Origin of the sequence: Pseudomonas fluorescens (assembly GCF_003732425.1) — a bacterium.
Lineage (GTDB): Bacteria > Pseudomonadota > Gammaproteobacteria > Pseudomonadales > Pseudomonadaceae > Aquipseudomonas > Aquipseudomonas fluorescens_BE.
In genome coordinates this window covers 765,016-787,655 of record NZ_MOBX01000014.1, presented here as the reverse complement: position 1 = coordinate 787,655, position 22,640 = coordinate 765,016, and the positions used below count along the sequence as shown (strand labels likewise).

At 59.8% G+C, this 22,640-nt stretch carries 25 protein-coding genes; 10 read left to right on the top strand and 15 right to left on the bottom strand.

Features of this window, described 5'->3' with window-relative positions; genetic code table 11:
* Positions 1 to 41 precede the first annotated feature (41 nt).
* From BK670_RS20830 to BK670_RS20815, 4 genes are all read right to left on the bottom strand, one after another.
* Positions 42 to 965 (bottom strand): 5-oxoprolinase subunit C family protein, encoded by a 924-nt coding sequence (locus BK670_RS20830; RefSeq protein ID WP_123452480.1) that lies wholly within the window; start codon positions 963 to 965, stop codon positions 42 to 44.
* Complete coding sequence (locus BK670_RS20825; protein ID WP_123452478.1) at positions 962 to 1,666, bottom strand: 5-oxoprolinase subunit B family protein; 705 nt, start codon at positions 1,664 to 1,666, stop codon at positions 962 to 964. Before BK670_RS20825 ends, BK670_RS20830 begins: the two co-directional genes overlap by 4 nt.
* Positions 1,663 to 2,415 carry a 5-oxoprolinase subunit PxpA gene (locus BK670_RS20820; RefSeq protein ID WP_123452476.1) on the bottom strand — a complete coding sequence of 251 codons (753 nt, stop codon included), beginning with the start codon at positions 2,413 to 2,415 and terminating at the stop codon, positions 1,663 to 1,665. Before BK670_RS20820 ends, BK670_RS20825 begins: the two co-directional genes overlap by 4 nt.
* A gap of 62 nt (positions 2,416 to 2,477) precedes the next feature.
* Positions 2,478 to 3,764 carry an MFS transporter gene (locus BK670_RS20815; protein WP_064119655.1) on the bottom strand — a complete coding sequence of 429 codons (1,287 nt, stop codon included), beginning with the start codon at positions 3,762 to 3,764 and terminating at the stop codon, positions 2,478 to 2,480.
* 158 nt (positions 3,765 to 3,922) lie between these two features.
* On the opposite strand from BK670_RS20815, the gene BK670_RS20810 reads away from it, so the two are divergent.
* Complete coding sequence (locus tag BK670_RS20810) at positions 3,923 to 4,837, top strand: LysR family transcriptional regulator (RefSeq protein WP_123452474.1); 915 nt, start codon at positions 3,923 to 3,925, stop codon at positions 4,835 to 4,837.
* Between the two features lie 158 nt (positions 4,838 to 4,995).
* Here BK670_RS20810 and BK670_RS20805 read toward each other — a convergent pair whose 3' ends face one another.
* The 3 genes from BK670_RS20805 to BK670_RS20795 are packed head-to-tail and all read right to left on the bottom strand — an operon-like array spanning position 4,996 to position 6,840.
* Entirely contained in the window at positions 4,996 to 5,538 is a 543-nt protein-coding gene (locus BK670_RS20805) for a DUF2937 family protein (protein WP_123452472.1), read from the bottom strand.
* Between the two features lie 12 nt (positions 5,539 to 5,550).
* A complete protein-coding gene (locus BK670_RS20800) occupies positions 5,551 to 6,327 on the bottom strand; it encodes a class II glutamine amidotransferase (protein ID WP_007911322.1) in 777 nt (258 codons plus the stop codon).
* A 15-nt stretch (positions 6,328 to 6,342) separates the two neighbouring features.
* Positions 6,343 to 6,840 carry an MFS transporter gene (locus BK670_RS20795; protein WP_123452470.1) on the bottom strand — a complete coding sequence of 166 codons (498 nt, stop codon included), beginning with the start codon at positions 6,838 to 6,840 and terminating at the stop codon, positions 6,343 to 6,345.
* A gap of 226 nt (positions 6,841 to 7,066) precedes the next feature.
* On the opposite strand from BK670_RS20795, the gene BK670_RS20785 reads away from it, so the two are divergent.
* Positions 7,067 to 9,121: a S9 family peptidase gene (locus tag BK670_RS20785; RefSeq protein WP_123452468.1), complete on the top strand. Its 2,055-nt coding sequence runs from the start codon at positions 7,067 to 7,069 to the stop codon at positions 9,119 to 9,121.
* Between the two features lie 199 nt (positions 9,122 to 9,320).
* The gene (locus BK670_RS20780) at positions 9,321 to 9,794 is read left to right on the top strand and encodes a cyclic nucleotide-binding domain-containing protein (RefSeq protein ID WP_123452466.1); all 474 of its coding nucleotides are present in this window, start codon (positions 9,321 to 9,323) and stop codon (positions 9,792 to 9,794) included.
* Here BK670_RS20780 and BK670_RS20775 read toward each other — a convergent pair.
* Positions 9,791 to 10,075 carry a hypothetical protein gene (locus BK670_RS20775; RefSeq protein WP_123452464.1) on the bottom strand — a complete coding sequence of 95 codons (285 nt, stop codon included), beginning with the start codon at positions 10,073 to 10,075 and terminating at the stop codon, positions 9,791 to 9,793. The two genes, BK670_RS20780 and BK670_RS20775, sit on opposite strands and share 4 nt — an antisense overlap.
* Before the next feature lie 79 nt (positions 10,076 to 10,154).
* Here BK670_RS20775 and BK670_RS20770 point away from each other — a divergent pair, with 79 nt between their 5' ends.
* The 4 genes from BK670_RS20770 to BK670_RS20755 all read left to right on the top strand — a co-directional run bounded on the left by BK670_RS20770 (position 10,155) and on the right by BK670_RS20755 (position 12,322).
* Positions 10,155 to 10,841 (top strand): spermidine synthase, encoded by a 687-nt coding sequence (locus tag BK670_RS20770; RefSeq protein WP_123452462.1) that lies wholly within the window; start codon positions 10,155 to 10,157, stop codon positions 10,839 to 10,841.
* A gap of 48 nt (positions 10,842 to 10,889) precedes the next feature.
* On the top strand, positions 10,890 to 11,261 hold the full coding sequence (locus BK670_RS20765; RefSeq protein WP_007911336.1) for a YajD family HNH nuclease: 372 nt from the start codon (positions 10,890 to 10,892) through the stop codon (positions 11,259 to 11,261).
* A 131-nt stretch (positions 11,262 to 11,392) separates the two neighbouring features.
* Positions 11,393 to 11,863, top strand: coding sequence for an RNA methyltransferase (locus BK670_RS20760; protein ID WP_007911337.1), 471 nt, complete (start codon positions 11,393 to 11,395; stop codon positions 11,861 to 11,863).
* Positions 11,864 to 11,944: 81 nt separating this feature from the next.
* A complete protein-coding gene (locus BK670_RS20755; protein WP_093438222.1) occupies positions 11,945 to 12,322 on the top strand; it encodes a YgaP family membrane protein in 378 nt (125 codons plus the stop codon).
* 95 nt (positions 12,323 to 12,417) lie between these two features.
* Here BK670_RS20755 and BK670_RS20750 read toward each other — a convergent pair whose 3' ends face one another.
* Together BK670_RS20750 and BK670_RS20745 are read right to left on the bottom strand one after the other, a co-directional pair.
* Positions 12,418 to 13,647 (bottom strand): hypothetical protein, encoded by a 1,230-nt coding sequence (locus BK670_RS20750; protein WP_123452460.1) that lies wholly within the window; start codon positions 13,645 to 13,647, stop codon positions 12,418 to 12,420.
* Positions 13,648 to 13,682: 35 nt separating this feature from the next.
* Positions 13,683 to 14,132 carry a YcgN family cysteine cluster protein gene (locus BK670_RS20745; RefSeq protein WP_003222605.1) on the bottom strand — a complete coding sequence of 150 codons (450 nt, stop codon included), beginning with the start codon at positions 14,130 to 14,132 and terminating at the stop codon, positions 13,683 to 13,685.
* A gap of 279 nt (positions 14,133 to 14,411) precedes the next feature.
* Here BK670_RS20745 and BK670_RS20740 point away from each other — a divergent pair, with 279 nt between their 5' ends.
* Positions 14,412 to 15,005, top strand: a complete 594-nt coding sequence (locus BK670_RS20740) for a nitroreductase family protein (RefSeq protein ID WP_123452458.1) — start codon at positions 14,412 to 14,414, stop codon at positions 15,003 to 15,005.
* A 126-nt stretch (positions 15,006 to 15,131) separates the two neighbouring features.
* On the opposite strand, the gene BK670_RS20735 is transcribed toward BK670_RS20740, so the two are convergent.
* From BK670_RS20735 to BK670_RS20720, 4 genes are all read right to left on the bottom strand, one after another.
* Complete coding sequence (locus BK670_RS20735; protein WP_123452456.1) at positions 15,132 to 16,064, bottom strand: D-2-hydroxyacid dehydrogenase; 933 nt, start codon at positions 16,062 to 16,064, stop codon at positions 15,132 to 15,134.
* 104 nt (positions 16,065 to 16,168) lie between these two features.
* Positions 16,169 to 16,462: a YcgL domain-containing protein gene (locus BK670_RS20730; RefSeq protein ID WP_122608866.1), complete on the bottom strand. Its 294-nt coding sequence runs from the start codon at positions 16,460 to 16,462 to the stop codon at positions 16,169 to 16,171.
* A complete protein-coding gene (rnd, locus tag BK670_RS20725; RefSeq protein ID WP_123452454.1) occupies positions 16,459 to 17,592 on the bottom strand; it encodes a ribonuclease D in 1,134 nt (377 codons plus the stop codon). The genes BK670_RS20730 and rnd overlap by 4 nt, the downstream gene beginning before the upstream one ends.
* 163 nt (positions 17,593 to 17,755) lie before the next feature.
* The gene (locus BK670_RS20720; RefSeq protein WP_123452452.1) at positions 17,756 to 19,405 is read right to left on the bottom strand and encodes a phosphoethanolamine transferase; all 1,650 of its coding nucleotides are present in this window, start codon (positions 19,403 to 19,405) and stop codon (positions 17,756 to 17,758) included.
* 412 nt (positions 19,406 to 19,817) lie between these two features.
* On the opposite strand from BK670_RS20720, the gene BK670_RS20715 reads away from it, so the two are divergent.
* The gene (locus BK670_RS20715; protein ID WP_123452450.1) at positions 19,818 to 21,002 is read left to right on the top strand and encodes a cyanate transporter; all 1,185 of its coding nucleotides are present in this window, start codon (positions 19,818 to 19,820) and stop codon (positions 21,000 to 21,002) included.
* 185 nt (positions 21,003 to 21,187) lie between these two features.
* Positions 21,188 to 22,123, top strand: a complete 936-nt coding sequence (locus tag BK670_RS20710; protein WP_123452448.1) for a LysR family transcriptional regulator — start codon at positions 21,188 to 21,190, stop codon at positions 22,121 to 22,123.
* A 3-nt stretch (positions 22,124 to 22,126) separates the two neighbouring features.
* On the opposite strand, the gene BK670_RS20705 is transcribed toward BK670_RS20710, so the two are convergent.
* Positions 22,127 to 22,492 (bottom strand): 5-carboxymethyl-2-hydroxymuconate Delta-isomerase, encoded by a 366-nt coding sequence (locus BK670_RS20705; protein ID WP_123452446.1) that lies wholly within the window; start codon positions 22,490 to 22,492, stop codon positions 22,127 to 22,129.
* Positions 22,493 to 22,640 lie beyond the last annotated feature (148 nt).

Genomic DNA, 22,640 nt, shown 5'->3' with positions numbered 1-22,640 from the left:
GTGGGAGCGAGCCTGCTCCGGGCGGCGTTCCGGCGAAGCTTTTAGCTACTCAGAAAACGCTGCAGATATTCGAGATGCTCACGGTGCGCGGCGTCTTGCACCACCGGCCGCAACCGCACCTGCGCCCCCGGCAGACACTGCGCCAACCGTGCCAGTGCCAGCGGCGTCAACGCCCCTAACCGTGGATACCCGCCAATCGTCTGCCGATCATTGAGCAGCACAATCGGCTGCCCGTCCGGCGGTACCTGCACCGCGCCCAACGGAATCCCTTCGGAAATCATCGGCTGGCCCTGATACTGCAACGCCTTGCCCAGCAAGCGAATACCCATGCGATCAGCGCGGCTGTCCAGCATCCAGGCGCTGTTGAACACGTCAAACAGACTCTGTCCGCTGAACTCGCCGATCTGTGCACCAAGCACCAGATCCAGAGGCGCGGTCGATTTCAAATCCGGTCGTAAACCCAAAGGCACCTCGCGAACCAACAGCGATTCACCGCGATAACTCAGCGTCGCGCCCTTGACCAACGGCAGGCCCATGCCGTCCAGCCCACCGAGTTCTTCACGCACAACCGTGGCGCTACTGCCCAACACCTTCGGCGCTTCGAAGCCACCGGGCGCCGCCAGGTATGCCCGGGCGCCGAGCAAAGGCTGCGTGAACTGCAACTTCTGCCCTTTGCTCAATTTGAAACTGCACCACGGCGCCAACGGCTGCCCGTCAATCTGCGCTCCAAGATTCGCCCCCGCCAGCGCCAGCAAGCAGTCGTCCTCCGCGATGACGGTAAATCCGCCGAGGGTGATTTCGATCACCGGCACATCCAAGCCGTTGCCTAACAACCAATTGGCCCAGCTCATCGAGCACCAGTCTGCCGACCCGCCCTGAGTCACGCCCAGATGCCGCACGCCAAAACGTCCCGCGTCCTGCAACAGACACAGCGGCGTACTTGCCTCAATCCTCAGTCGGCTCATGCCTGCACCTCCAGTGGCGTGTCATCGCCGCCCAGATTGATGAACTCGGCATGACTGACCGCTTCGAATCGCACCGTGTCACCCGGTTGCATCAGGCTGTAGCCATCGCGATCGCGGTCGAACAGTTTTGCCGGGGTGCGGCCAATCAGGTTCCAGCCACCGGGGGATACCACCGGGTAGGCCGCCGTTTGCCGCTCGGCAATGCCGACGCTGCCGGCAGCGACTTTCTTGCGGGGTGTGTTCAGACGTGGCGCGGCCAGAACCTCTTCGACCAGTCCCATGAAGGCGAAGCCCGGGGCAAAACCGAGGGCGAACACCTGATACTCCCGCGCACTGTGCCGCCGGATCACCTCCGCCAGCGCCAGACCGCTGCGCTCGGCGAGCAGGCTCAACTCAGGGCCGACGCTCAAGTCATACCAGACCGGCAGCACATGGCACTGGCCAGCGGCTCGCGCATTCGGCGACAGGTCGATCAACGCTTCGGCGATCAATTCCCGCGCCTGGTTCGGGCTCAGTGCAGTCAGATCGTAGTGCACCATCAACGTCGTGTAAGACGGCACCAGATCAATCAGTTGCTTGCCGAATGCCGCACGCAAACGCTCACTGGCAGCGAGCATCCACGGCATGTTGGCTTCGGCGATTTCATCGAACAGACGCAGCATCAGACAATCCAGTGCCACCACTTCAACCCTTGGGTTCATGAGGCACGCTGCTGATTCAAGGCCTCGCGAATGCGCTGCACGGCGGCTACTGAACTGGCATTGTCGCCGTGTACGCAGAGGGTATTGGCGTGCAGAAGCAAGGCGCTGCCGTCGCTGGCGGTGAGGTTGTCGCCACGGGCAATGGTCAGGGCTTGCTCGATGATTTTTTCCGGGTCGTGATGCACCGCGCCCGGCAGTTGCCGTGAAACCAGTTTGCCGGCGCTGTCGTAAGCGCGATCGGCAAAGGCTTCGAACCACAGGGTCACGCCATACTCATCGCCGATCTGCTGCGCTGTCGAGTTGTCGCGTGTGGCCATCAGCATCAACGGCAGGCTGCGATCGTAAGCGGCCACCGCCTGCACCACCGCACGCAATTGCGCCGGGTTGGCCATCATGTCGTTGTACATCGCGCCATGGGGTTTGACGTAACTGACGCGCCCGCCCTGGGCTTTGCAAATGCCGTCGAGGGCACCGATCTGGTAATGCAGGATGTCCTGCAGCTCTTGCGCGGAGTACGCCATCGAGCGGCGGCCGAAACCGACCAGATCCTGATAGGCCGGGTGTGCGCCGATTTGCACGCCGTGGCTCAGGGCCAGGCTGACGGTCTTGCGCATGATGCTCGGATCGCCGGCGTGGAAACCACAGGCCACGTTGGCGCAATCGATGAAGGGCATGACCTCGGCGTCCAGACCCATGGTCCAGCTGCCGAAGCTCTCGCCAATGTCGCAATTCAATAGCAGGCGGCTCACGGTGAACACTCCTGTAGGTGCTTTTCTTTTTATCTGTAGGACTTTGCTGCGCAGGTTATCAGTTACTGCGCATCGAGTTGCTTGCCGCGGGTTTCCGGCAGGCTCAACGCCGCGATAATCACCACGCCGTAAGACACCGCTGCAAATGCGCCAATGCCGACGCTCAACGGTACTTTCTGGCTGAGCAGGCCGATCAGCAGCGGAAACAAGGCTGCCAGCGCGCGGCCGATGTTGTAGCAGAAGCCCTGCCCCGAACCGCGGATTCGCGTAGGAAACAGTTCAGTCAGAAACGCGCCCATACCGCTGAAAATCCCCGAAGCAAAGAAGCCTAGCGGGAAGCCCAGCCACAGCATCACGCCGTTGCTCACTGGCAGTTGCGTATAAAGCAGAACGATGGTGAACGAGCCGACCGCGAAGAGGATGAAGTTCTTCTTACGCCCCAGCAGGTCGGTGAGATAAGCGCTGATCACATAGCCGACGTAGGAGCCGACAATCACCATCGCCAGATAACCACCCGTGCCGAGTACGCTCAAGCCGCGTTCGTTTTTCAGAAAGGTCGGTAGCCAGGAAGTGATCGCGTAATAGCCGCCCAGCGCACCGGTGGTCAGCAGTGAAGCGCGCAACGTGGTGAAGAGCATGCCGGGGGCGAAGATCTCGTAGAACTTCGACTGAGTCTCCGGCGTTTGTTGGGCTTTGGCCTCGCGATAGATCTCCGGATCCTTGACCAGACGACGGACGAAAATCACAAAAATCGCCGGCACGATGCCGAGGATGAACAGTGCGCGCCAGGCGTCTTCCGGCGGCAACACCGAGAACAACAGCGCGTACAGAATCGCCGTCAGCCCCCAACCCAGTGCCCAACCGGATTGCACCATGCCCACCGCTTTGCCACGGTCCTTGGCGCGGATCACCTCGCCGATCAGTACCGCACCGGCGGTCCATTCGCCGCCGAAACCGAAGCCCATCAACGTGCGCGCGATCAGCAATTGTTCGTAGTTTTGCGCGAAGCCGCAGAGGAACGTGAAGAAGGCGAACCACAACACGGTGAGTTGCAGAGTGCGCACGCGACCGATGCGGTCAGAGAGAATCCCGGCGACCCAACCGCCGATGGCTGAAGCGATCAGCGTGCTGGTATGAATCAGCCCCGCTTCGCCGGTGGTGATGCCCCACATCGCAATCAGCGTCGGCACGACGAAGCTGAGCATCTGCGTGTCCATGCCGTCCAGACCGTAGCCGATCTTGCAGCTCCAGAACGTGCGGCGCTCCTGCTGGTTGATGTTGCGATACCAATCGAACGGCCCCGGACGCGCCGTTGCCTTGGGTACTTCTAGGGTGTCGGGAGCACGCATGGCTTATCTCCGCAGGTTTTTATTGGTCTTGTTCGTAGCCCCGACGACGCCTATCGTGGGGACCGGATGCGTCGATTTTTCGTCGCGCGGCCCTGCTGCGTCCAACGAATAAAAACCCGCCTTAGCCATAAGAAAAATTTGTCACCCGAGCCTTGCCCATGAACCTGAAGTTTCTCGAGACCTTTGTCTGGGTCGCCCGACTGAAGAGTTTTCGCCTGACCGCCGACAAGCTGTTCACCACTCAGGCGTCGATTTCCAGCCGCATTGCGGTGCTGGAAGGCGAGCTGGGGGTGAAGCTGTTTCTGCGCGATTCGCGCGGTGTCAGCCTGACGCCCGAAGGTCTGAAAGTGCTGGAGTATGCCGAGCAGATGCTCGACACGATGTCTGCACTCAAGCAATCGATCGAGACCCGCTCAAGCAAGGTCGGCCGTGTACGTATCGGCGTGATGGACACGGTGATTCACACTTGGCTCAGCCCGTTGGTGGCACAGATGACCGATCTGTATCCGCGAGTGGAAATCGAACTGGTGGCGGATACCTCGTTGAACCTCTGCGATCAGCTGCAAAAAGGTTTTCTCGACATCGTTCTGCAAACCGACCTGATCCGCCATGAAAGCGTGCGCAGTCTGGAGCTGGCCAGTCATCCGTTGGGCTGGATTGTGGCCAGTAACTCAATCTACAACCGCGATTACGCTGACCTTGCCGAACTGGCCCAGGAACGGATCATCACCTACTCGAAAAACTCCCGGCCGCATCAGGACCTCCTCGCATTGATGCAGGCCAACGGCGTGCTGACGCCACGGCTCAATTGTGTGAATTCGGTGTCGGCGATCACGCGGTTGCTGCGCGATGGGTTTGGTATTGGCGTGCTGCCACCCGTGTTAGTGGCTGAGGAATTGGCGCGGGGCGAGTTGACCTTGCTCGACATCGATCAGCGACCGCCGAACCTGCAGGTGGTGGTGTCGTGGCGGGTGGGGGTTGAGTGGGTCGAGGAGATTGTGACGTTGTGTCAGCAGGTGTTGGCGGGGTATGCGCACAAAGTCGGCAAGGACTACATCACCCTCACTGACTGACACTTTGTGGCGAGGGAGCTTGCTCCCGCTGGAGTGCGAAGCGCTCCCCTGCATTCTTTCTGAATTAACGCATGTAGCGGATTACGACTGCTGCGCAGCCGAACGGGGATAAATCCCCTCGCCACAAAAGCCTCTCACCACAGGACCCTGTGAAAGTCTTAGAGGCCGCGCACGTCGCGGTCTTCGATCGGTCGGCTCTGGCGCAGGCGGCGGCCACCGAGAACCACCCAGTCGATCAAACGGAACAGGCACTCGATACCGAACGACAACAACAGCGCACCGCTCATGCCCCAGATCATGGCTTCCGGGGTCAGCAGGATCTGATAGCTGTAGCCACTCCAGGTTTCCTTGCGAATATCCGGGTCGGCGGCCAGCACCACTTGCAGGAAGCGGATGTACCACGGGCCCTGCATCGCCTGGAACTGTTTATCCAGCGCAACCTGACGATTGAGCAAAGTGTTCAGGCTGTCGGCATCGCTGCGGAATATCGGGTCTTCACTGGCGCGATAATGCGCCACCAGCGCCTGCATATCCCCCTTGAAAAACTGCTCGGCCGTGCCCTGAAAACCGCGCAGACCGGTCTGCGCCTCGATCAGGTGCGCCTCGACACGTTTGGCGTAATCGTTGATGAACCCCGGCACCTGGACACCGATCAACAGGCCCGCCGCAAACAACACCAGCCGTACATAACTGAGCAACATGAGGTGCAATCCTTATTCGGTCTTGCCCTGACTGACGCATTCGCCGCGTCGCCACAGGCTCCATTGGCCCGGTTCGTAGCGGGTCCAGGTTTCGTTTTCGGTCAAAGGCTCGGTGGCGATCACCGTGACCACGTCGTTGGGCGTGGTTTCGGCCTGGAAATCGACGATGACATCGACGTCCTTCAGGCGCGCCGGGCCGAACGGTGCGCGGCGGGTGATCTGTGCGAGTTTGGTCGAGCAATAGCAGAACAGCCAGTCGCCATCGCTGAGCAGGCAGTTGAATACGCCTTTGCTGCGGTATTCGGCGCACGCGGCGACCAGATCCGGCAGCAGTTCTTCTATATCGACCGGCTCCGGAAAAGCTGCACGCACGCGGTTGAGCAGATCGCAGAACGCCGCTTCGCTGTCGGTATCACCGACCGGGCGGTAGAAACTCTTGATCGGGGTGAAGTCGGCGAGCTGGCCGTTGTGCGCGAAACACCAGTTGCGCCCCCACAGTTCGCGGACGAACGGGTGAGTGTTGGACAGGCAGACTTTGCCGACGTTGGCCTGGCGGATGTGGCCGATGACCACTTCGCTCTTGATCGGATAACGCTGCACCAGATTGGCAACTTCCGACTCGCAACTCGCCGCTGGATCCTGAAACAGACGCAAGCCACGGCCTTCATAAAAGGCGATACCCCAGCCGTCGCGGTGCGGGCCGGTGCGACCGCCGCGCTGCATCAGGCCGGTGAAGCTGAACACGATATCGGTCGGCACGTTGGCACTCATGCCCAGTAATTCACACATGTGCGGACTCTCGGGTTACAGGCGCGGCTCGACCCGCGTACGCTGCGGATTATTCGGCAGAGGGGGACGGCCATAGCGGTCATCGCCGGCGCCGCCAAACGGTTGATCGTCATCGCGATCATCGGCGCGAGCGGCGGCTTTGGCTGCTTCCGCCTGTTCACGGCGCGCGCGCGAGGCACGCTCGATCGGGAAGCGGATCAGCACGAAAATCAGGTAGATGCCGAACGCGATCATGCCGTACATAAACAGATCGGAGACCGCTCGCCAGGCGTTGTTGCCGACCTTGAAGGCCAGATCCAGCGCAGTAATGGCGATGGACGGCGCAACTTTGGCTTTCACCGGATCAATGATGGTCGGGCTGAACAGCAACACCGCCATCAACACCCGCAGCGGTTCGCGCAACCAGCGCCACATCCAGGTGGTCAGGCGCATCCATACCAACAGGCAGCCCACAGCGGCAAAGGCGTAGAGGCCCCAGGCGATCAGATAGTCGTTCTCGGTCATGGTGTCCATGGCAAGGCAGGCAAAGAGGCGCTTATAGTAACGACTTTTCGCCCGTCAGGCTTGTCCCAATAGACATGCGACCTGTGGGAGTGAGCCTGCTCGCGATGACGGACAGCCTGGCAACATTGATGTTGAATGTGCCGGCCTTATCGCGAGCAGGCTCACTCCTACAGGGTCTGCGACGGTTTCAAGAGCTGCGAAAACCCTATTTCCGTACATTGTCCGAGAGCCTTCCATGCCCCAATCCGCCAACGTCATCAGTGCCCCGATCGCCCACAAGGCTGCCGGCGCCGACCCGTATGCCTGGCTGCAGGAGCGCGACACCGACGTGGTGCTCGATTACCTCAAGGCCGAAAACGCCTACCAGGAAGCGCAAACCGCCGATCAGGCCGAGCTGCGTGAAAGCCTGTTCGAAGAGATCAAGGGCCGGATTCTTGAAACTGACCTGTCCCTGCCCTCGCCTTGGGGGCCATACCTGTATTACACGCGCACCACGGCGGGCGACGAATACGCCCGGCACTACCGCTGCCCGCGTCCGGCGGACGACAGCCTGACCCTCGACGAAAGCCGCGAACAACTGCTGCTCGACCCGAATGTGCTGGCCAATGGTGGTTTCTTCTCACTGGGCGCTTTCAGTATCAGCCCGGACCACCAGCGCCTGGCCTACAGCGTCGACGCCTCGGGCGATGAGATCTACACGCTGTTCGTCAAGGAACTGGCCAACGACAAAGTCAGCGAACTGGAATTCGAAGACTGCGACGGCAGCATGACCTGGGCCAATGACAGCCTGACCCTGTTTTTTGGTGTACTCGATGACACCCATCGCCCGCACAAACTGTTCCGCTATCGCCTCGACGGCACCGCTGCCGAAGAAGTGTTCCACGAGGCGGATGGGCGTTTCTTCCTGCACTGCTACCGTTCCAGCTCCGAGCAGCAATTGCTGTTGTCGCTGGGCAGCAAGACCACCAGCGAAGTCTGGGCGCTCGACGCCAACCAGCCGCACCTGCCGTTCACCTGCCTGGCGCCACGGGTCGAGGATCATGAATACGATGTCGATCACGGCCTGCTCGATGGCGTGTGGACGTGGTTTATCCGCACCAACCGTGACGGCATCAATTACGCCCTGTATCAGGCGCCGGACACCGGCACCGCGCCGACTGAAACCGAGTGGCAAAACCTGATCCCCCACAGCGATACAGTGATGCTCGATGGAGTCAGCCTGAACAGCGAGGCGATGACCCTGAGCCTGCGCGAAGGTGGCTTGCCGATCATCGAAGTTCACCCACACGGACTGACGCCTTATCGCGTGCAATTGCCGGACGCGGCCTACAGCCTCTATGTGCAAAACAGCCTGGAATTTGAGAGCGACCGCATTCGCCTGCGCTACGAGGCGTTGAACCGCCCGGCGCAGGTGCGCCAACTGATCCTCGCCAGCGGCGAGCAAACGGTGTTGAAAGAAACCCCGGTACTCGGCCCGTTCGACGCCGACGCCTACGTCAGCCAGCGCCTATGGGCGACTGCACCGGACGGCACGCAAGTGCCAATCAGTCTGGTGATGAAACGTGAAATGGTCGGCAAAGCGGTGCCGCTGTATCTGTACGGTTACGGCGCTTACGGCTCAAGCCTTGATCCGTGGTTCTCCCACGCGCGCCTGAGCCTTTTGGATCGCGGCATGGCCTTCGCCATTGCACACGTGCGTGGCGGCGGTGAGTTGGGCGAAGCCTGGTATCGCGCCGGCAAGCAGGAGCACAAGCACAACACCTTCAGCGACTTCATTGCCTGCGCCGAGTTCTTGATCCTCAACGGCATCACCACTGCCGACAAACTGGCGATCAGTGGCGGCAGCGCTGGTGGTTTGCTGATTGGTGCCGTGCTTAACCAGCGTCCGGATCTGTTCGGCGTGGCGATCGCTGAAGTCCCATTCGTCGACGTGCTCAACACCATGCTCGACCCGGATCTACCGCTGACCGTCACCGAGTACGACGAGTGGGGCAATCCCGAAGAGCCGGAGGTTTACGAGCGGATCAAGGCTTACGCACCGTACGAAAACGTCAGCGCACAGAATTATCCGGCGACACTGGTGATCGCCGGCTACAACGACAGCCGCGTGCAGTACTGGGAAGCGGCCAAGTGGGTGGCGAAATTGCGCGCGACCAAGACCGACAACAATGTGCTGCTGCTCAAGACTGAATTGGGGGCCGGGCACGGCGGAATGAGCGGGCGTTATCAGGGATTACGTGACGTAGCGCTCGAATATGCATTTGTGTTCAAGGTTTTGGGCCTGGTCTGAGGAACTCCGTCGGCCACTCGGGTCTTAATTCCAGACCCGAGAGGCCCATACCACACAGATCCCCTGTAGGAGCTGCCGAAGGCTGCGATCTTTTGATTTTGATTTTTTCAAAGGCAAGATCAACAGATCGCAGCCTTCGGCAGCTCCTACCTGGGAAGTGTGAAGCCTGAAACAGTGAAAACAAAAAGACCGTGACGACATGTCAGAACCGACCTTCCTGAACAACGAAATCCGCGACTGGCTGATGGACTGCGGCCTGTTCGATCAATTGCAACTGGCTGACTTTGCGGCCGCTGCCGGCTACTTCAGCATCAGCACCGTGGCCGAAGGCGAGGCGATTTTCCGCGAGGGCGACGCCGGCAGTTTCATGTGCATCATCCACACCGGCCAGGTCGCCGTGCAAAAAACCGGCGCCGATGGTCAGGTCATTACCATGGCCACCCTGCGCAGTGGTCGGGCGTTCGGCGAAATGGCCGTGCTCGACGGCGAACGGCGTTCTGCCACCTGCATCGCCGCGAGCCATTGCCAACTGCTCAACCTCGGCAAAGACTCACTGGAAAAAATGCTCAACGACGCGCCGAAGATCGCCGCGAAGATCATCCGCGCCCTCGCCGTTTCCCTGTCGAAACGTCTGCGCATGGCCGACGGCCAACTGGCGGCGCAACAGGTTTAACCCCCGGGCGTTTTCGCCTTGGTGCCGCTCGGCTCGATGCCCGGCACCGGTTGATCCTTGCTCGGCGGGCTGGGCATTTCGATCGGCACCAGCGGCGGGCTGCCACTGCCGGCACCGGACTTGGGAATGTTGATTGGCGTGATCTGCGGATACGGCGTCGGTGTCGCGGTGCCGGGCGAGCCGGGTTGCGGCGCCGGGCTGACCGGAATGGCCTGCTGCGCCTGCACTGCAGTAATCGAGAGCGCGGCCAGGGCAATGACCGTTAGAATGGTGCGCTTCATCAAGGGCTCCGTTTGGCCTTAGTCTGCGCTCAGGCTACTCCCAACGCGCCTGCTTGCCTTCCCCCTTGTAGAGATTTCCATGAAACGTTTCGTTCTGCTCGACACCACCCCAATCCCTGAAAGCGGCGGTGCCCTGTGCCTTTTCGAGTATGGCGAGGACTTCGTCATCAAGATCCAGGGCGGCGACGGCGGGCAATTGATGAACACACGCATGCATGGCTCCGAAGATGCGCTGGCCGAGATCCCTTGCCGCAAGGTCGTCGGCCGGCCGGATTCGCGGGTGTTGATCGGTGGCCTGGGCATGGGCTTCACCCTCGCCTCCGCGCTGAAGCATCTGGGCAAGACCGCTGAAGTAGTGGTCGCTGAGCTGGTGCCTGGGGTAGTTGAGTGGAACCGTGGCCCGCTCGGGGAAAAGTCCGGTCGGCCACTGCTTGATCCACGCACGGTGATCCGCCAGGACGATGTGGCCAATGTGCTGCAAAGTGAGCCGAACGGTTTCGACGCGATCATGCTCGACGTCGACAACGGCCCCGAAGGCCTGACGCAGAAGGCCAACAGCTGGCTGTACTCCGCCGCTGGTCTGAATGCCTGTGCCAAGGCCCTGCGTCCCAAAGGCGTGCTCGCCGTGTGGTCGGCCAGTGCTGACCGGCAGTTTTCCGACAAATTGAAGAAGGCTGGCTTCAAGGCAGAAGAAGTCCAGGTCTTCGCCCACGGCAACAAGGGCACGCGCCACACGATATGGATTGCCGAGAAGCTCAAGGGCTGAGCTAAACTCTGCACATAACCGTCATCAGTCTTTTACAAAGGTGAACCCATGAGTTCGTCCACCCCAACCAATACGTCGAAGCTGGATCGCATCCTCGCCGACAACCAGCGCGACAAGGAAATGGGCTACCGCGACAAAGCCCTGAAGATGTACCCGCACGTCTGTGGCCGCTGCACCCGGGAGTTTTCCGGCAAGCGCCTGAGCGAACTGACCGTGCACCACCGCGACCACAACCACGACAACAACCCGCAGGATGGCTCGAACTGGGAATTGTTGTGCCTGTATTGCCATGACAACGAACACTCGCGGTACACCGATCAGCAGTATTTCAGCGAAGGCTCGCTGAGCACGCCGAAGATCGCCAAGGCCACGCACAACCCGTTTGCCGCCCTGGCCGGGTTGATGAAAAAAGAAGACTAAAAGCAAAAGATCGCAGCCTTCGGCAGCTCCTACAGGGTGTACGCCATCCAACTGTAGGAGCTGCCGAAGGCTGCGATCTTTTGATCTTATCCCCGTATAATCGCGCTCTTTTTCCCGAAGGCACCCCGCTCGTGGCAGACAAACGGTACAGCTGCATTGGTTTGTATAACCCCAAATCACCGGAAAACGTCGGTTCGGTGATGCGCGCCGCAGGCTGCTATGGCGTGGCCTCGGTGTTCTACACCGGCAAGCGTTATGAACGTGCCGCCGACTTCGTCACTGACACCAAACGCGTGCACTACGACATCCCGCTGATCGGCATTGATGATCTGAAAAAGATCCTCCCGCTCAACTGCGTGCCCGTCGCCGTGGAATTGGTCGAGGGCGCTCGCCCGCTGCCGGAATACACCCATCCGGATCGCGCCCTGTACATCTTCGGCCCTGAAGACGGCTCGCTCGATAAAGAGATCCGCGACTGGTGCGAAGACGTCGTGTACATCCCGACTACCGGCTGCATGAACCTTGCCGCCACAGTCAACGTCGTGCTCTACGATCGCATGGCCAAGGGTCTGAACACCCGCTCCGGGCCGAAATTCCGCTGAAGCGTCGCACATCCGATGGAACGAGCTGACCGCTCTGGCAGTCAGCTTGTTTATCCATTACTCATTGCCTGGAGAAAGATCATGACCGAGCTCAAACGCGTCGAACGTATCGAATCCACCCCGTTCCAGAGCCGTTCCGAGCAGAACGTCGAAGGCTGGGAGCGCATCGGCTCATTGGCCGGTGGCGTGATCATGGTCGGCAAGGGCCTGCGCCGTGGCGGGGTGTTCGGGTTGATTCAGGTGGCGATTGGCGGTGTGGCCATGGCGCGCGGGATTACCGGGCACAGCTCGATGAAAAGCCTGATCGAAAAGAGTCGTCAGGACATGAACAATGTGCGGGCGAAGATCGAGCGGGCCGGGGAGGAGTTGAGCAAGCTCAAGGCCAATGCGGAAGCGGCGACCAGCACCGCCACCGTGACCGGCAATGATTCGGTGAAATCGCCCAAAGCCGGGGTTTGATCGCTTAAAAGCAAAAGATCGCAGCCTTCGGCAGCTCCTACAGGGAAAACGCATTCCAAAGGTAGGAGCTGCCGAAGGCTGCGATCTTTTGATCTTTACTGTAGCAACGCGGTATCAAGGACTTTGGAGGACTCACCGAGAACGCTCTCGGCCAGTTGCACAAATTCCTTGGTGCTCACCGTTCCCAAATGCATCGCCCCGCGCAACACGTCATCCAGCGAGCGTTTGTTGCGCGTCTTCAAACGAATCTCGCCATCCAGTTCCTGCAATAGCACCACCGCTTTCGCCACCTGCGCCGGGCTGATCTGTTCGCCGCGCAACGTCGTGACTTTCTGGCCGTCCTTGGCCAGTTTCGCCTGTAACGCCTGATAACGCTCATCGCTCATGCCGCCGGCACGGCGCACCAGTTCAATGGCGTAATACTCGGCAAACCCCTCGCTGATCCAGTCGCTGCGCTGCTCGTCGTTAATCCGCCCAAACACCTGCGCCAGTTCACGTACCAGCGCGCTGCTGCCGCTTTCGCTGACCAGCGGCAATCGCGTGTTCACGTAGATGGATTCATGCGCGCCGAGGCTGCCACGCCACATCGGGTCATTGGCGCCGACGATCAACAGTTTCGCGGGATGGCGTGGATAAACCGCCTGCACCTGTGGCCAGACGAATGTCAGCAAGGTCAGCACGTCCATCCGGCGCATGCCCTGCCCTTGCGGCGAGGCCACGGTGACTTCGGTTTCGCCCAGGCGCGTACGGCGGCTGCCGAGATGGCCGGCGAGCATCCAGCCCGTCGGACGATCAAACAGGCGTGACGGGTTGTCGATGCGGAATTTGTTTTTGCCGATCCGCGGCCAGGCGGTTTCGATGCTTTTCCAGCCATCTGGCAATTCGACTTGCAGGCGCGCGACCAGCTCGGTGCCGTCCTGCTGATCGAGTTTGGCTGGCGGCACCAGTTCATCGCCACGTATCAATGCCCAGTTCGGGGTCATACGTGTGTCGAAGCTGCCGTTCTTGCGCCCGTGGCTGATGCGCACGCGGTAAGTCAGGGTGGCTTTGTCACTGGTCGGGCGCCAGACGCCCCGTGCGTTTTTGCCCGGGGTCAGCAGCCATTGGCCGTCGGCCTTGAAGTCGCTGTAATGGCTGCCGTCGCCAAGGTCGAAATCGAGACTGCGCACCGCCTCGCCTTTGGCCAGGGTCAGGCGCACCTCGGCCTGATCGCTTTGCGGCAACAGGCGCACGTGATAATCCAGATCGACTTTCTTCGCCGCCCACACCGGCGCGCTCAGCGTCAGCAGCGCCATCATCAATGCTCGCTGCAATCCGACAGCCATACACACTCCTTGGTCAAGCTTGAGTCCGCAGATGTTCAGCCCGCGCGGAAAATCAGGTGATCTTCCCAGTCATCCTCCGGCACGCTGCCCTCGGCGAGCATGCGCCCTGATTGTGAGATCCGCTCGTGGTGCACCGCGTCGCGATCGCCACACACCAAGTGATGCCACAACGGCAGATCCTTGCCCTCGCTGACCAGTCGATACCCGCAGGTCGGCGGCAGCCATTTGAACTCTTCGGCCTGGCCCGGGGTGAGCTGAATGCAATCCGGGACGAACTTGATGCGGTTCGGGTAATCGCTGCACTGGCAGGTTTTCAAGTCCAGCAGTTTGCAGGCGATGCGCGTGTAATAAACGCTGTTGTCCTCTTCATCCTCGAGCTTTTGCAGGCAGCACAGACCACAGCCGTCGCACAGCGATTCCCATTCCTCGTGATCGAGTTGATCGAGGGTTTTGCGTTTCCAGAACGGTTCGACTTTGGCGGCCATGGCTCAAGCATCAACATCAGGTGGTGAAAAGGCCGCCAGTCTAGTGCCCAAGGCCTTGTGGGCCAAGCGCTGGCGACTGCCGGTTGCGCAGGACTTGTCAGTTTTTGTGGCGGCGCGTAGCTTTGCCAGTCGCAAGGAGCCTTGCCCGCAAGCCATTGACGCTCGACCGCGTTGCATTGTGGTGAACCCTCAGGCTCGGAAAACCCCATCGTTCAGCGCAACTGATCCCGCCGGGTTTTCATTCGAATCTCTGACTCAAACGTAACAAGGAATCTCTTGATGAGTGCCAACCCTCGCGTTGCCGATTACGCCATTCACCCGCAATTCACCGACCGCTGGTCGCCACGCGCCTTCACTGGCGAAGCGATCCCGGAAGAAACCCTGCTGAGCTTCTTCGAAGCGGCACGCTGGGCACCCTCGGCTTACAACTCGCAGCCTTGGCGTTTCCTTTATGCGCGTCGCGATACGCCAAACTGGCAGCGCTATCTGGGCCTGCTCAACGAATTCAACCGGAGCTGGGCGCAGCATGCCTCGGCACTGGTGATCGTGATTTCGAAAACCACCTTCACCGCACCGGGCGCCAGTGAAGAAACGCCGGCGCTGTGGCACACCTTCGACACCGGTTCGGCGTGGGGCCATCTGGCGCTGCAAGCGAGCATCAGTGGCTGGCACACCCACGGCATGGCCGGGTTCGATCAGGAATTGACTCGCAAAGAGCTGAACATTCCTGAAGGTTACGCGCTGCATGCGGCGGTGGCCGTTGGCAAGCTCGGTGACAAGGCCACGCTGGCTGAAAACCTGCAGGCTCGTGAAGAGCCGAGCCCGCGCCGCCCGCTGAATGAATTGGCGGCGGAAGGCGACTTCACCCTCTAAGCACACCGCAAAACCAAGTGTAGGAGTGAGCCTGCTCGCGATGAGGCCGTGTCAGTCGACATTAATGCTGTCTGACACACCGCTATCGCGAGCAGGCTCACTCCTACATTTTTTTAATGCGGTGTGTCAGTAGCCGCGACTGAAATCCACTTCCCCGCGCAACGCCTCGCTCGCCTGATACGCCTTCAGGTTCTCGACAAACAACTGCACCATCAGCGCCGGCGACGTCGGTGCCGAGCTGTGCCCGGTCAGCAGCAAGCCCCACGCGGTCCAGAATGGATGGCGTTGCGGCAGTGGTTCCTGACGGCAAACGTCGATCACCGCACCCGCCAGATGGCCTTCCTTCAACGCGTCCACCAGATCGGCATCGACCACCGCGACACCGCGTCCGGCGTTGATGAACAACCCGGTCGGCTTGAATTGCTTGAACAGCGCCGCGTCGTAGATATCGTGGGTGTGTTCGGTGTTCGGCAGCAGATTGACCACGTAATCCACCTCGCCCACCAGCCGTGGCAGATCGGCCATCGAACCGACTTCGACAAACGGCGCCTGCGCACGGGCGCTACTGGCGATGCCATACAGCTCGATGCCAAACGGCAGCAGGAACTGCGCCACGCTCTGGCCGATGTCACCAGTACCGACGATCAGCACTTTGCGCCCGACCAGGCTCTGGCCGCTGCGGTTGTCCCACTTGCGCTCGACCTGGCTGACCAGTCGCGCCAGCACTTCGCGCTCATGGCCGAGGATGTAGGTCAGCACGTACTCGGCCATCACCTGACCGAAAATCCCCACCGCCCGGGTCAGGCGATAATCGCGGCGCAAGCCGTCAGCGAGCAGCGGCGTAATGCCGGCCCAGGTCGATTGCAGCCATTGCGGTTGATGGCCCTGGCGCAACAGGGTCGCCAGCAGATCCGGCTGGCCCAGCCACACCGGGCAATCAGCCGCCTGACGGGCCAGTTCGGCGGAATCACCGCTGGTCAGTACTTCAAGCTCGGGTGCTGCCTGACGCAGCAGCCGGGCGTATATCGCGTGGTCGTGTTCGGCAATCAGAACGCGCATCTTCAAACCTTTCGCAAACCGTGCAGACGGCCGCCGGATTCGGCCGGCCATCGCGGTAAAAACAGTTCCAGGGTAAACCGAGACTCAGAACAGAGCCTCGCAGATCAGACCGGGTCGTTGCGTCGCAGCAACTCTTCGGGCAAGTGCTCGATGTACTCGTCCTCGGCCGGCGGCATTTGCAAGTGGTAGCCCTGCTTGTCGAGGTTTTCCAGGACCACGACGATGTCCTCGCTGGCCAGTTTGCGCTCGGGCGACAGCACCAGGTCGAAGGCATGCTTCGGCTTGCCGAACGCCAGCATCAGCGCCTCCGGCACACGCTCCAGCGCATCACTTTTGAGCACATAAAGGTACATGCCGCTGCGCTTGGAGCTTTGGTAGATGGAACAAATACGTTTCAAGGCTGTTCTCCGGCGGTGGCCAGGCTGTCGAGCAGCTTCTGACCCATGAGTTCGCGGCGCCAGCCACGCAACGACTCAGGCAATTGGTAAGGACCCTCGGGAAAGCCGCTTTTGACCAGGGCTTCGAGGGTTTTCTTGCGCAGCATCAGTTCCGGGGCAATGCCCAGACGCTCGGCCTCAGCCTGGCCCAATGCGCGCAGTTGTTTGATCAATGCAGCGGCTTCGATCGGCAACGGCTCCGGTACGGCGGGTGGCCATTGATCAGGCCCCACACTGCCAGAGCGCTTGATCAGATCAAGCAGAAATTGGCCGTCCTGACGCACGGTACGCGGGTGCATGTCTTCGATCTTGCCCAACGCCGCGAGGTTGTCCGGTTGTGTGCGGGCCAGCGGCCACAGCGAATGCTCGCGGACGATGCGGTTGCGTGGCAGATCGCGGGCGCGGGCTTCCTTTTCACGCCAGGCGCACAGCTCGCGCAGGACCGCCAGTTGCGCACGCGAGAGTTTCCACGCCAGTTTGGCCTCGCGATAGACCTCGTACGGGTCGGTTTCGCGGCGCAGGTTGGCGACCAGTTCAGCGCCGTCCTCCAGCACCCAGGCGAATTTGTCGTCAGACAGTTTCGGCCGCAGCTGTACGAAAACCTCCGCCAGATGCACGGCATCTTCGGCGGCATAGCTGATTTGCGTGTCGGACAGCGGACGCTGCAACCAGTCGGAACGGGTCTCGCCCTTCGGCAGTTCAATGCCGAGCACTTCCTGCACCAGTCGCGAATAGCCCATCGAGAACCCGAGGTTCAGGTAAGCGGCGGCCAGTTGCGTGTCGAACATCGGCGCCGGCAGGCTGCCGGTCAGGCGCAACAGCACTTCGAGGTCTTCACTGCAAGCGTGCAGTACTTTCAGCACCGCCGGGTTTTCCAGCAATGCGGCCAGCGGTTGCCAGGCGTTGATGGTCAGCGGATCGATCAGGTAGGCGCGTTTGCCGTCGCCCACCTGCAACAGGCCGGCAATCGGGTAGAAGGTGTCGACCCGCATGAATTCGGTGTCGAGGGCAACGAACGGCAGCTGCTGCCACTCGGCGCAAAACTGCGCGAGGCTTTCGTTGTCGCGAATCCAGTGAATATCGATGGCCACACGGCTCTCCCTTGAAGAATGGCGCGCAGTATATATCGCCACTGGCGATTTACGCGCCTGCGAAGGACAAGAGCTGTAACGAAATGTCCTGCCAAAGAGCAAGAATAGTCTGACAGAGGAAACAGACGGCTCCGTCGCATCAGAGCGACGGAGCCGATGGGGCTCAGTCCTTGGCCAGCACGCCGTCAATCACCGCGCCACGGCAACCGGCAAACATGTCCAGATCCGGCTGATAGACCTTGCTCTTGACCTCGAGCAGGCCAAGCATCGAGTGGAACAGGTTGTCCTGGCTCAGCGGTTTGTCGCGGCTCATCTGCAGGCAATGCGTGTCGACCGAATAAGCCTTCTGATAGTTGTCGGAGAACCACGCCAGCATCGCTACATGCTTTTGTTGTTCAGGCGCCAGCATGTAAGGCGTTCCATGCAGGAACAAGTTGTACTCGCCGAGTGACTCGCCGTGGTCCGACAGATACAACATGGCGGTATCGACTTTGTCCTGATTGCTGCGCAATACATCAATGAGGCTCGACAGCACATGGTCGGTATACACCAGCGTATTGTCGTAGCCGTTGACGATACTTTCGCGACTGCAATTGTTCAGTGCGTTACTTTCACACACCGGGGTGAAGTGCTCGTATTCCTTCGGGTAGCGTTTGAAGTATTCCGGGCCGTGACTGCCCATCTGGTGCAAAACCAGCACGGTGTCCTTGTCCAGATGATCGATAAAGCTTTGCAGCCCCTGCAGCAGAATCTCATCGCGGCACTCGCTGTTGGCACACAGCGCCGGGTCTTTCAGGTTGCTGACATCTTGCAGGGTCACTCGATCACAGGTGCCTTTACAGCCGGACTGGTTGTCGCGCCAGATCACGTCGATACCGGCACGCTTGAGCACATCGAGCAGGCCTTCTTCATTCTTGGCCTTACTGGCGTCGTAATCCTTGCGGCCCATGTTGGAGAACATGCACGGAACCGATACCGCCGTTTCTGTGCCGCAGGAATGCACGTCAGTGAAGGCGATCAGCCCGGCTTCCTTGTCGAGTGTCGGCGTGGTGTCACGGTGGTAACCGAGGATGCCGAAGTTCTCCGCGCGAGCACTTTCACCCACCACCAGCACAGTCAGGGATTTACGCGGTTGAAGTTTCACATCCGGATTGCGCTCGGCGTCCTCGCCGATCTTGATGAAGGGCTGCCGCGCCGAGACAACTTGTTCACGTAGATAACCCGCCGAAGCACCGATGTAGTTGCTGGGCACCAGCATCAGGCGAATTTCGTGGTGATTGCGAAACAGCGACGACAAACCCTGATAGTTGGCCAGTGCCACCCCGCCAATCACCGCCACCGAAGCAACACCGACTATAACTTTGCTGATTAACTCACGGTGCCAACGACGATAGTTGACTGGAACTTTCCACAACAACCAGGACGGCAACATTCCGAGCAAAAGAATATAAGCAAACAACTTCAACGAGAGCAGATCTCGCACTTCCGTTGCATTAGTTTCGGCAAAGTTGCGCAACATGCCGGCATCGATCATGACGCCATATTGACTCATGAAATAAGCCACACCGGCGCTGATCAGAAATATCACGGTCAACAGCGGTTTGAGCACCGGACGGAAAGCGAGGACCGTCAGCACGATGTTGAATGCCGCGAGAATCATCACCCCGAACGCCACGCGCATGGCGATGCCCTTGCCATCAGCGGCGGTGATCTCGAACAGGTGCTGCCAGAGGACAACATTGCAGCCAATTAAAAGAAAGGCACTGGCAATCAACGTCACCCATTCCGGGCGCACGGCTTTTAACTTCAACATAGAAGGGGCGATTCCTGAAAAGAAGAGCCTCGGTCAATGACAGAACATTCAATTGTGAAAATTTCATTAACTTAGGCACGACAAACTTTAAGCAGGCAACCATCAATTTTTTGTGAAAAAGACGCCAACGATTAGTTGGCTTTCAGCAATGCGATGAAACTTGTGAAGTATTTGAGAATGGTTCAGGTTTGATTCAGAAAAACAATACGGCGGTTCATTGTGGGAGCGAGCCTGCTCGCGAAGAGGCCGTCACATTCAACATTTTGGTTCACAGACAATCCGCTTTCGCGAGCAGGCTCGCTCCCACAGGGGGACGGGGGTATCGAGTTTTTAAATACCACTGTGGATTTTCTGGTTTGCCCGGACCAGAACGCTCCGCGCTTAATCATCCGTCCCGCCCAAAGGTCTGATGATGGAAAACGTCCGCGCCACCGCTCGCCCCGCTGTCTGGTTAATCCTCGCGATCATGCTGGTCGCCCTCAATCTACGCCCGTCGATGGCCGCAGTCGGCCCGTTACTGTCGGCCATTCGCGCTGACATCCCGCTGAGCTTCAGCGTCGCGTCGCTGCTGACCATGCTGCCGGTAATGGCGATGGGGCTGGCGATGTTTTTCGGTATTGGCATCAGTCAGCGGCTCGGCGAGCAACGGACGGTGTTGCTGTCCTTGCTGATCATCGGCTTGGCGACGTTGTCACGGCTATTTGTCGACTCGGCCCCCCAGTTGATCGTCAGCGCGGTGCTGGCCGGCCTCGGCATTGCACTGATTCAGGCGTTGATGCCGGCGCTGATCAAGGCGCGCTTCGCCGACAATGTCGCGCTGTGCATGGGTTTATATGTCACATCGATCATGGCTGGGGCGGCCATTGCAGCCTCGTTCGCACCGCTGGTGATGTGGCAAACCGGGAGCTGGCGCAGCGGCTTGGCCATCTGGGCGATCCTGGCATTCATCGCGCTGCTGTTCTGGTGGTCGCAACGCCGTCAGCTGTCCTCCACGGTGACGGCGACAACCGGCAAAGATTGGTTCTTCACCAATTCCCGCGCCTGGTTACTGGCCATCTTCTTTGGTCTGGGAACCGCGTCCTACACCTGTGTACTCGCCTGGCTCGCGCCGTACTACGTGGAAAAAGGCTGGAGCGAACAAAACGCCGGGCTGCTGTTAGGTTTTCTGACGGCCATGGAGGTGATTTCCGGCCTGGTGGTTCCTGCTATCGCCAATCGCAGCCGCGATCGACGCTTGATTCTGATGGCGCTGCTGACGCTGATCATCGGTGGCTTTTGCGGCCTGATTCTCAGCCCGCAACAATTCAGCCTGCTGTGGCCGTGCCTGTTAGGGTTGGGCATTGGCGGTCTGTTTCCGATGAGCCTGATTGTCTCGCTCGATCACCTCGACAACCCGCAACGCGCGGGCGGCCTGACCGCCTTCGTGCAGGGCATCGGCTATCTGATTGCTGGCCTCTCGCCGCTGATGGCCGGGATGATTCGCGATCAACTCGGTAGCTTCGAGTGGGCGTGGTGGTCGTTGACGGCGGTAATGGTGGTGATGCTGTTGATGGTGTGGCGCTTCGATCCCCGGCATTACGCAAGGTACTTTTCCTGAGCGGGCTAAAGGCCTCTGGCCATCTTTCTGCGGTTTGCCCCGTGACGTCGTGTTCGTAAAACTTTCTGTCCCACAACTGACTGTGAAACGTCCTATAGGGCTTTGTCCTGGCACCATCGTTCCGTTAGGATCATTCGCACACGTTTGCGCGGATTCAGCGCAAGGAGCACAGCGAGACAGAACGGATGCTGAACAGTAACTTGCTTCGAAAGCTCGACATGCAGGATCTCATGGTGTTTATCGCTGTTTATGAGCAGAGCAGCGTCACCGATGTGTCAGAAACCCTGTTCGTCAGCCAGTCCACGGTCAGTTACTGCTTGAAAAAACTGCGCACCAGTTTCGAAGACGAACTGTTTATCAACACCCGCACCGGCATGCGTCCGACGTACAAGGCCAGCACCATGTACGGCCATGTGCAGAAAATCCTCGAAAGCATCAACCTGTGTCACGCCGGCGCCCCCACGTTCGACCCGACCCGACAAGCCGTCACCTTCAATATCTGCGCCCCGGAATACTTCGAGCAACTGATCCTGCCGCGCCTGTTGAAGCGTTTCGACTTCGATGATTTGCCGGTAATGGTCAACATGCACAAGTTCGAGACCGACGTCCCGGCGGATGAGCTGCGTGACGGCAGCCTCGATCTGGTGATCAGCTTCGGCCCCAACTTCCATCGCCATCACGCTGACCTGAAATCACAAATGCTGCTGGAGGACGATCTGGTCTGCGTCTTCGACAAACGCGCCACACCACTGGAACCGCGCCTGAGCCTGCAGGCCTTTACCGAACGCCGACACGTGTTCCCGACTCCATGGACGTCGACCACCAACATGGTCGATGGCTGGCTGGCGCGGCAGGCGCAGAAGCGTCAGATCGTCGCGCGCTCGAACAGCTACAGCGCGGCGTTGAAAATGATCACGGGGACCGACTTCATCCTCACCCTGCCCCGCCGCATCCAGCGCTTGCTGACCAACGAGGCCGTGTTCAATCACTGTGAGGCGCCGAACGGCCTGCCGGGGTTCACCCTCGACATGCAGTGGAGCCAAAGCGTGGATCAGGACAGCGCCAACCTGTGGTTGCGCGAGCAGGTGGTCAAGGTGTGCCGCGAACTCGAAGCGGTCTGAGTCCTACACGCCAATGGCGGTTTTGCTGTAGGACTCGCGATCCATGTCGACCAGTTCGACACACAACTGCACCTCGACACCGGCCGGCCATTCGCACAGGTCCTGCAAGACTGCCAACAGGCTTTCTGACAACTGCTTCTTGACCTGCGGCGAGCGTCCACTGAGCAGCGCCAGCTTCACATAGACGAAGGCGCGCTCGGCCATGGCGGTTCCGACCTTGAAGGTCTCGACTTTCACTGCGCGACTCTTGATATCGAACTCAGCGGCGAACTGACCGGAGCCCACCAGGGCGTTATTGAGCCGCATCAACGCGACGTCGGCGTTCAACTGCGGCAGGTTGGCGGTGTACTCCATGTGCAGGTGTGGCATTGCAGGTCCCCAGTCAGTTGGCAGAAAGGTCGTACATATAGCACATGCAGCTCATCACTAATCCCTGTAGGAGCTGTCGAGTGAAACGAGGCTGCGATTTTTTGATCTTGAGATTTGAAGATCAAAAGATCGCAGCGTGCCGCAGCTT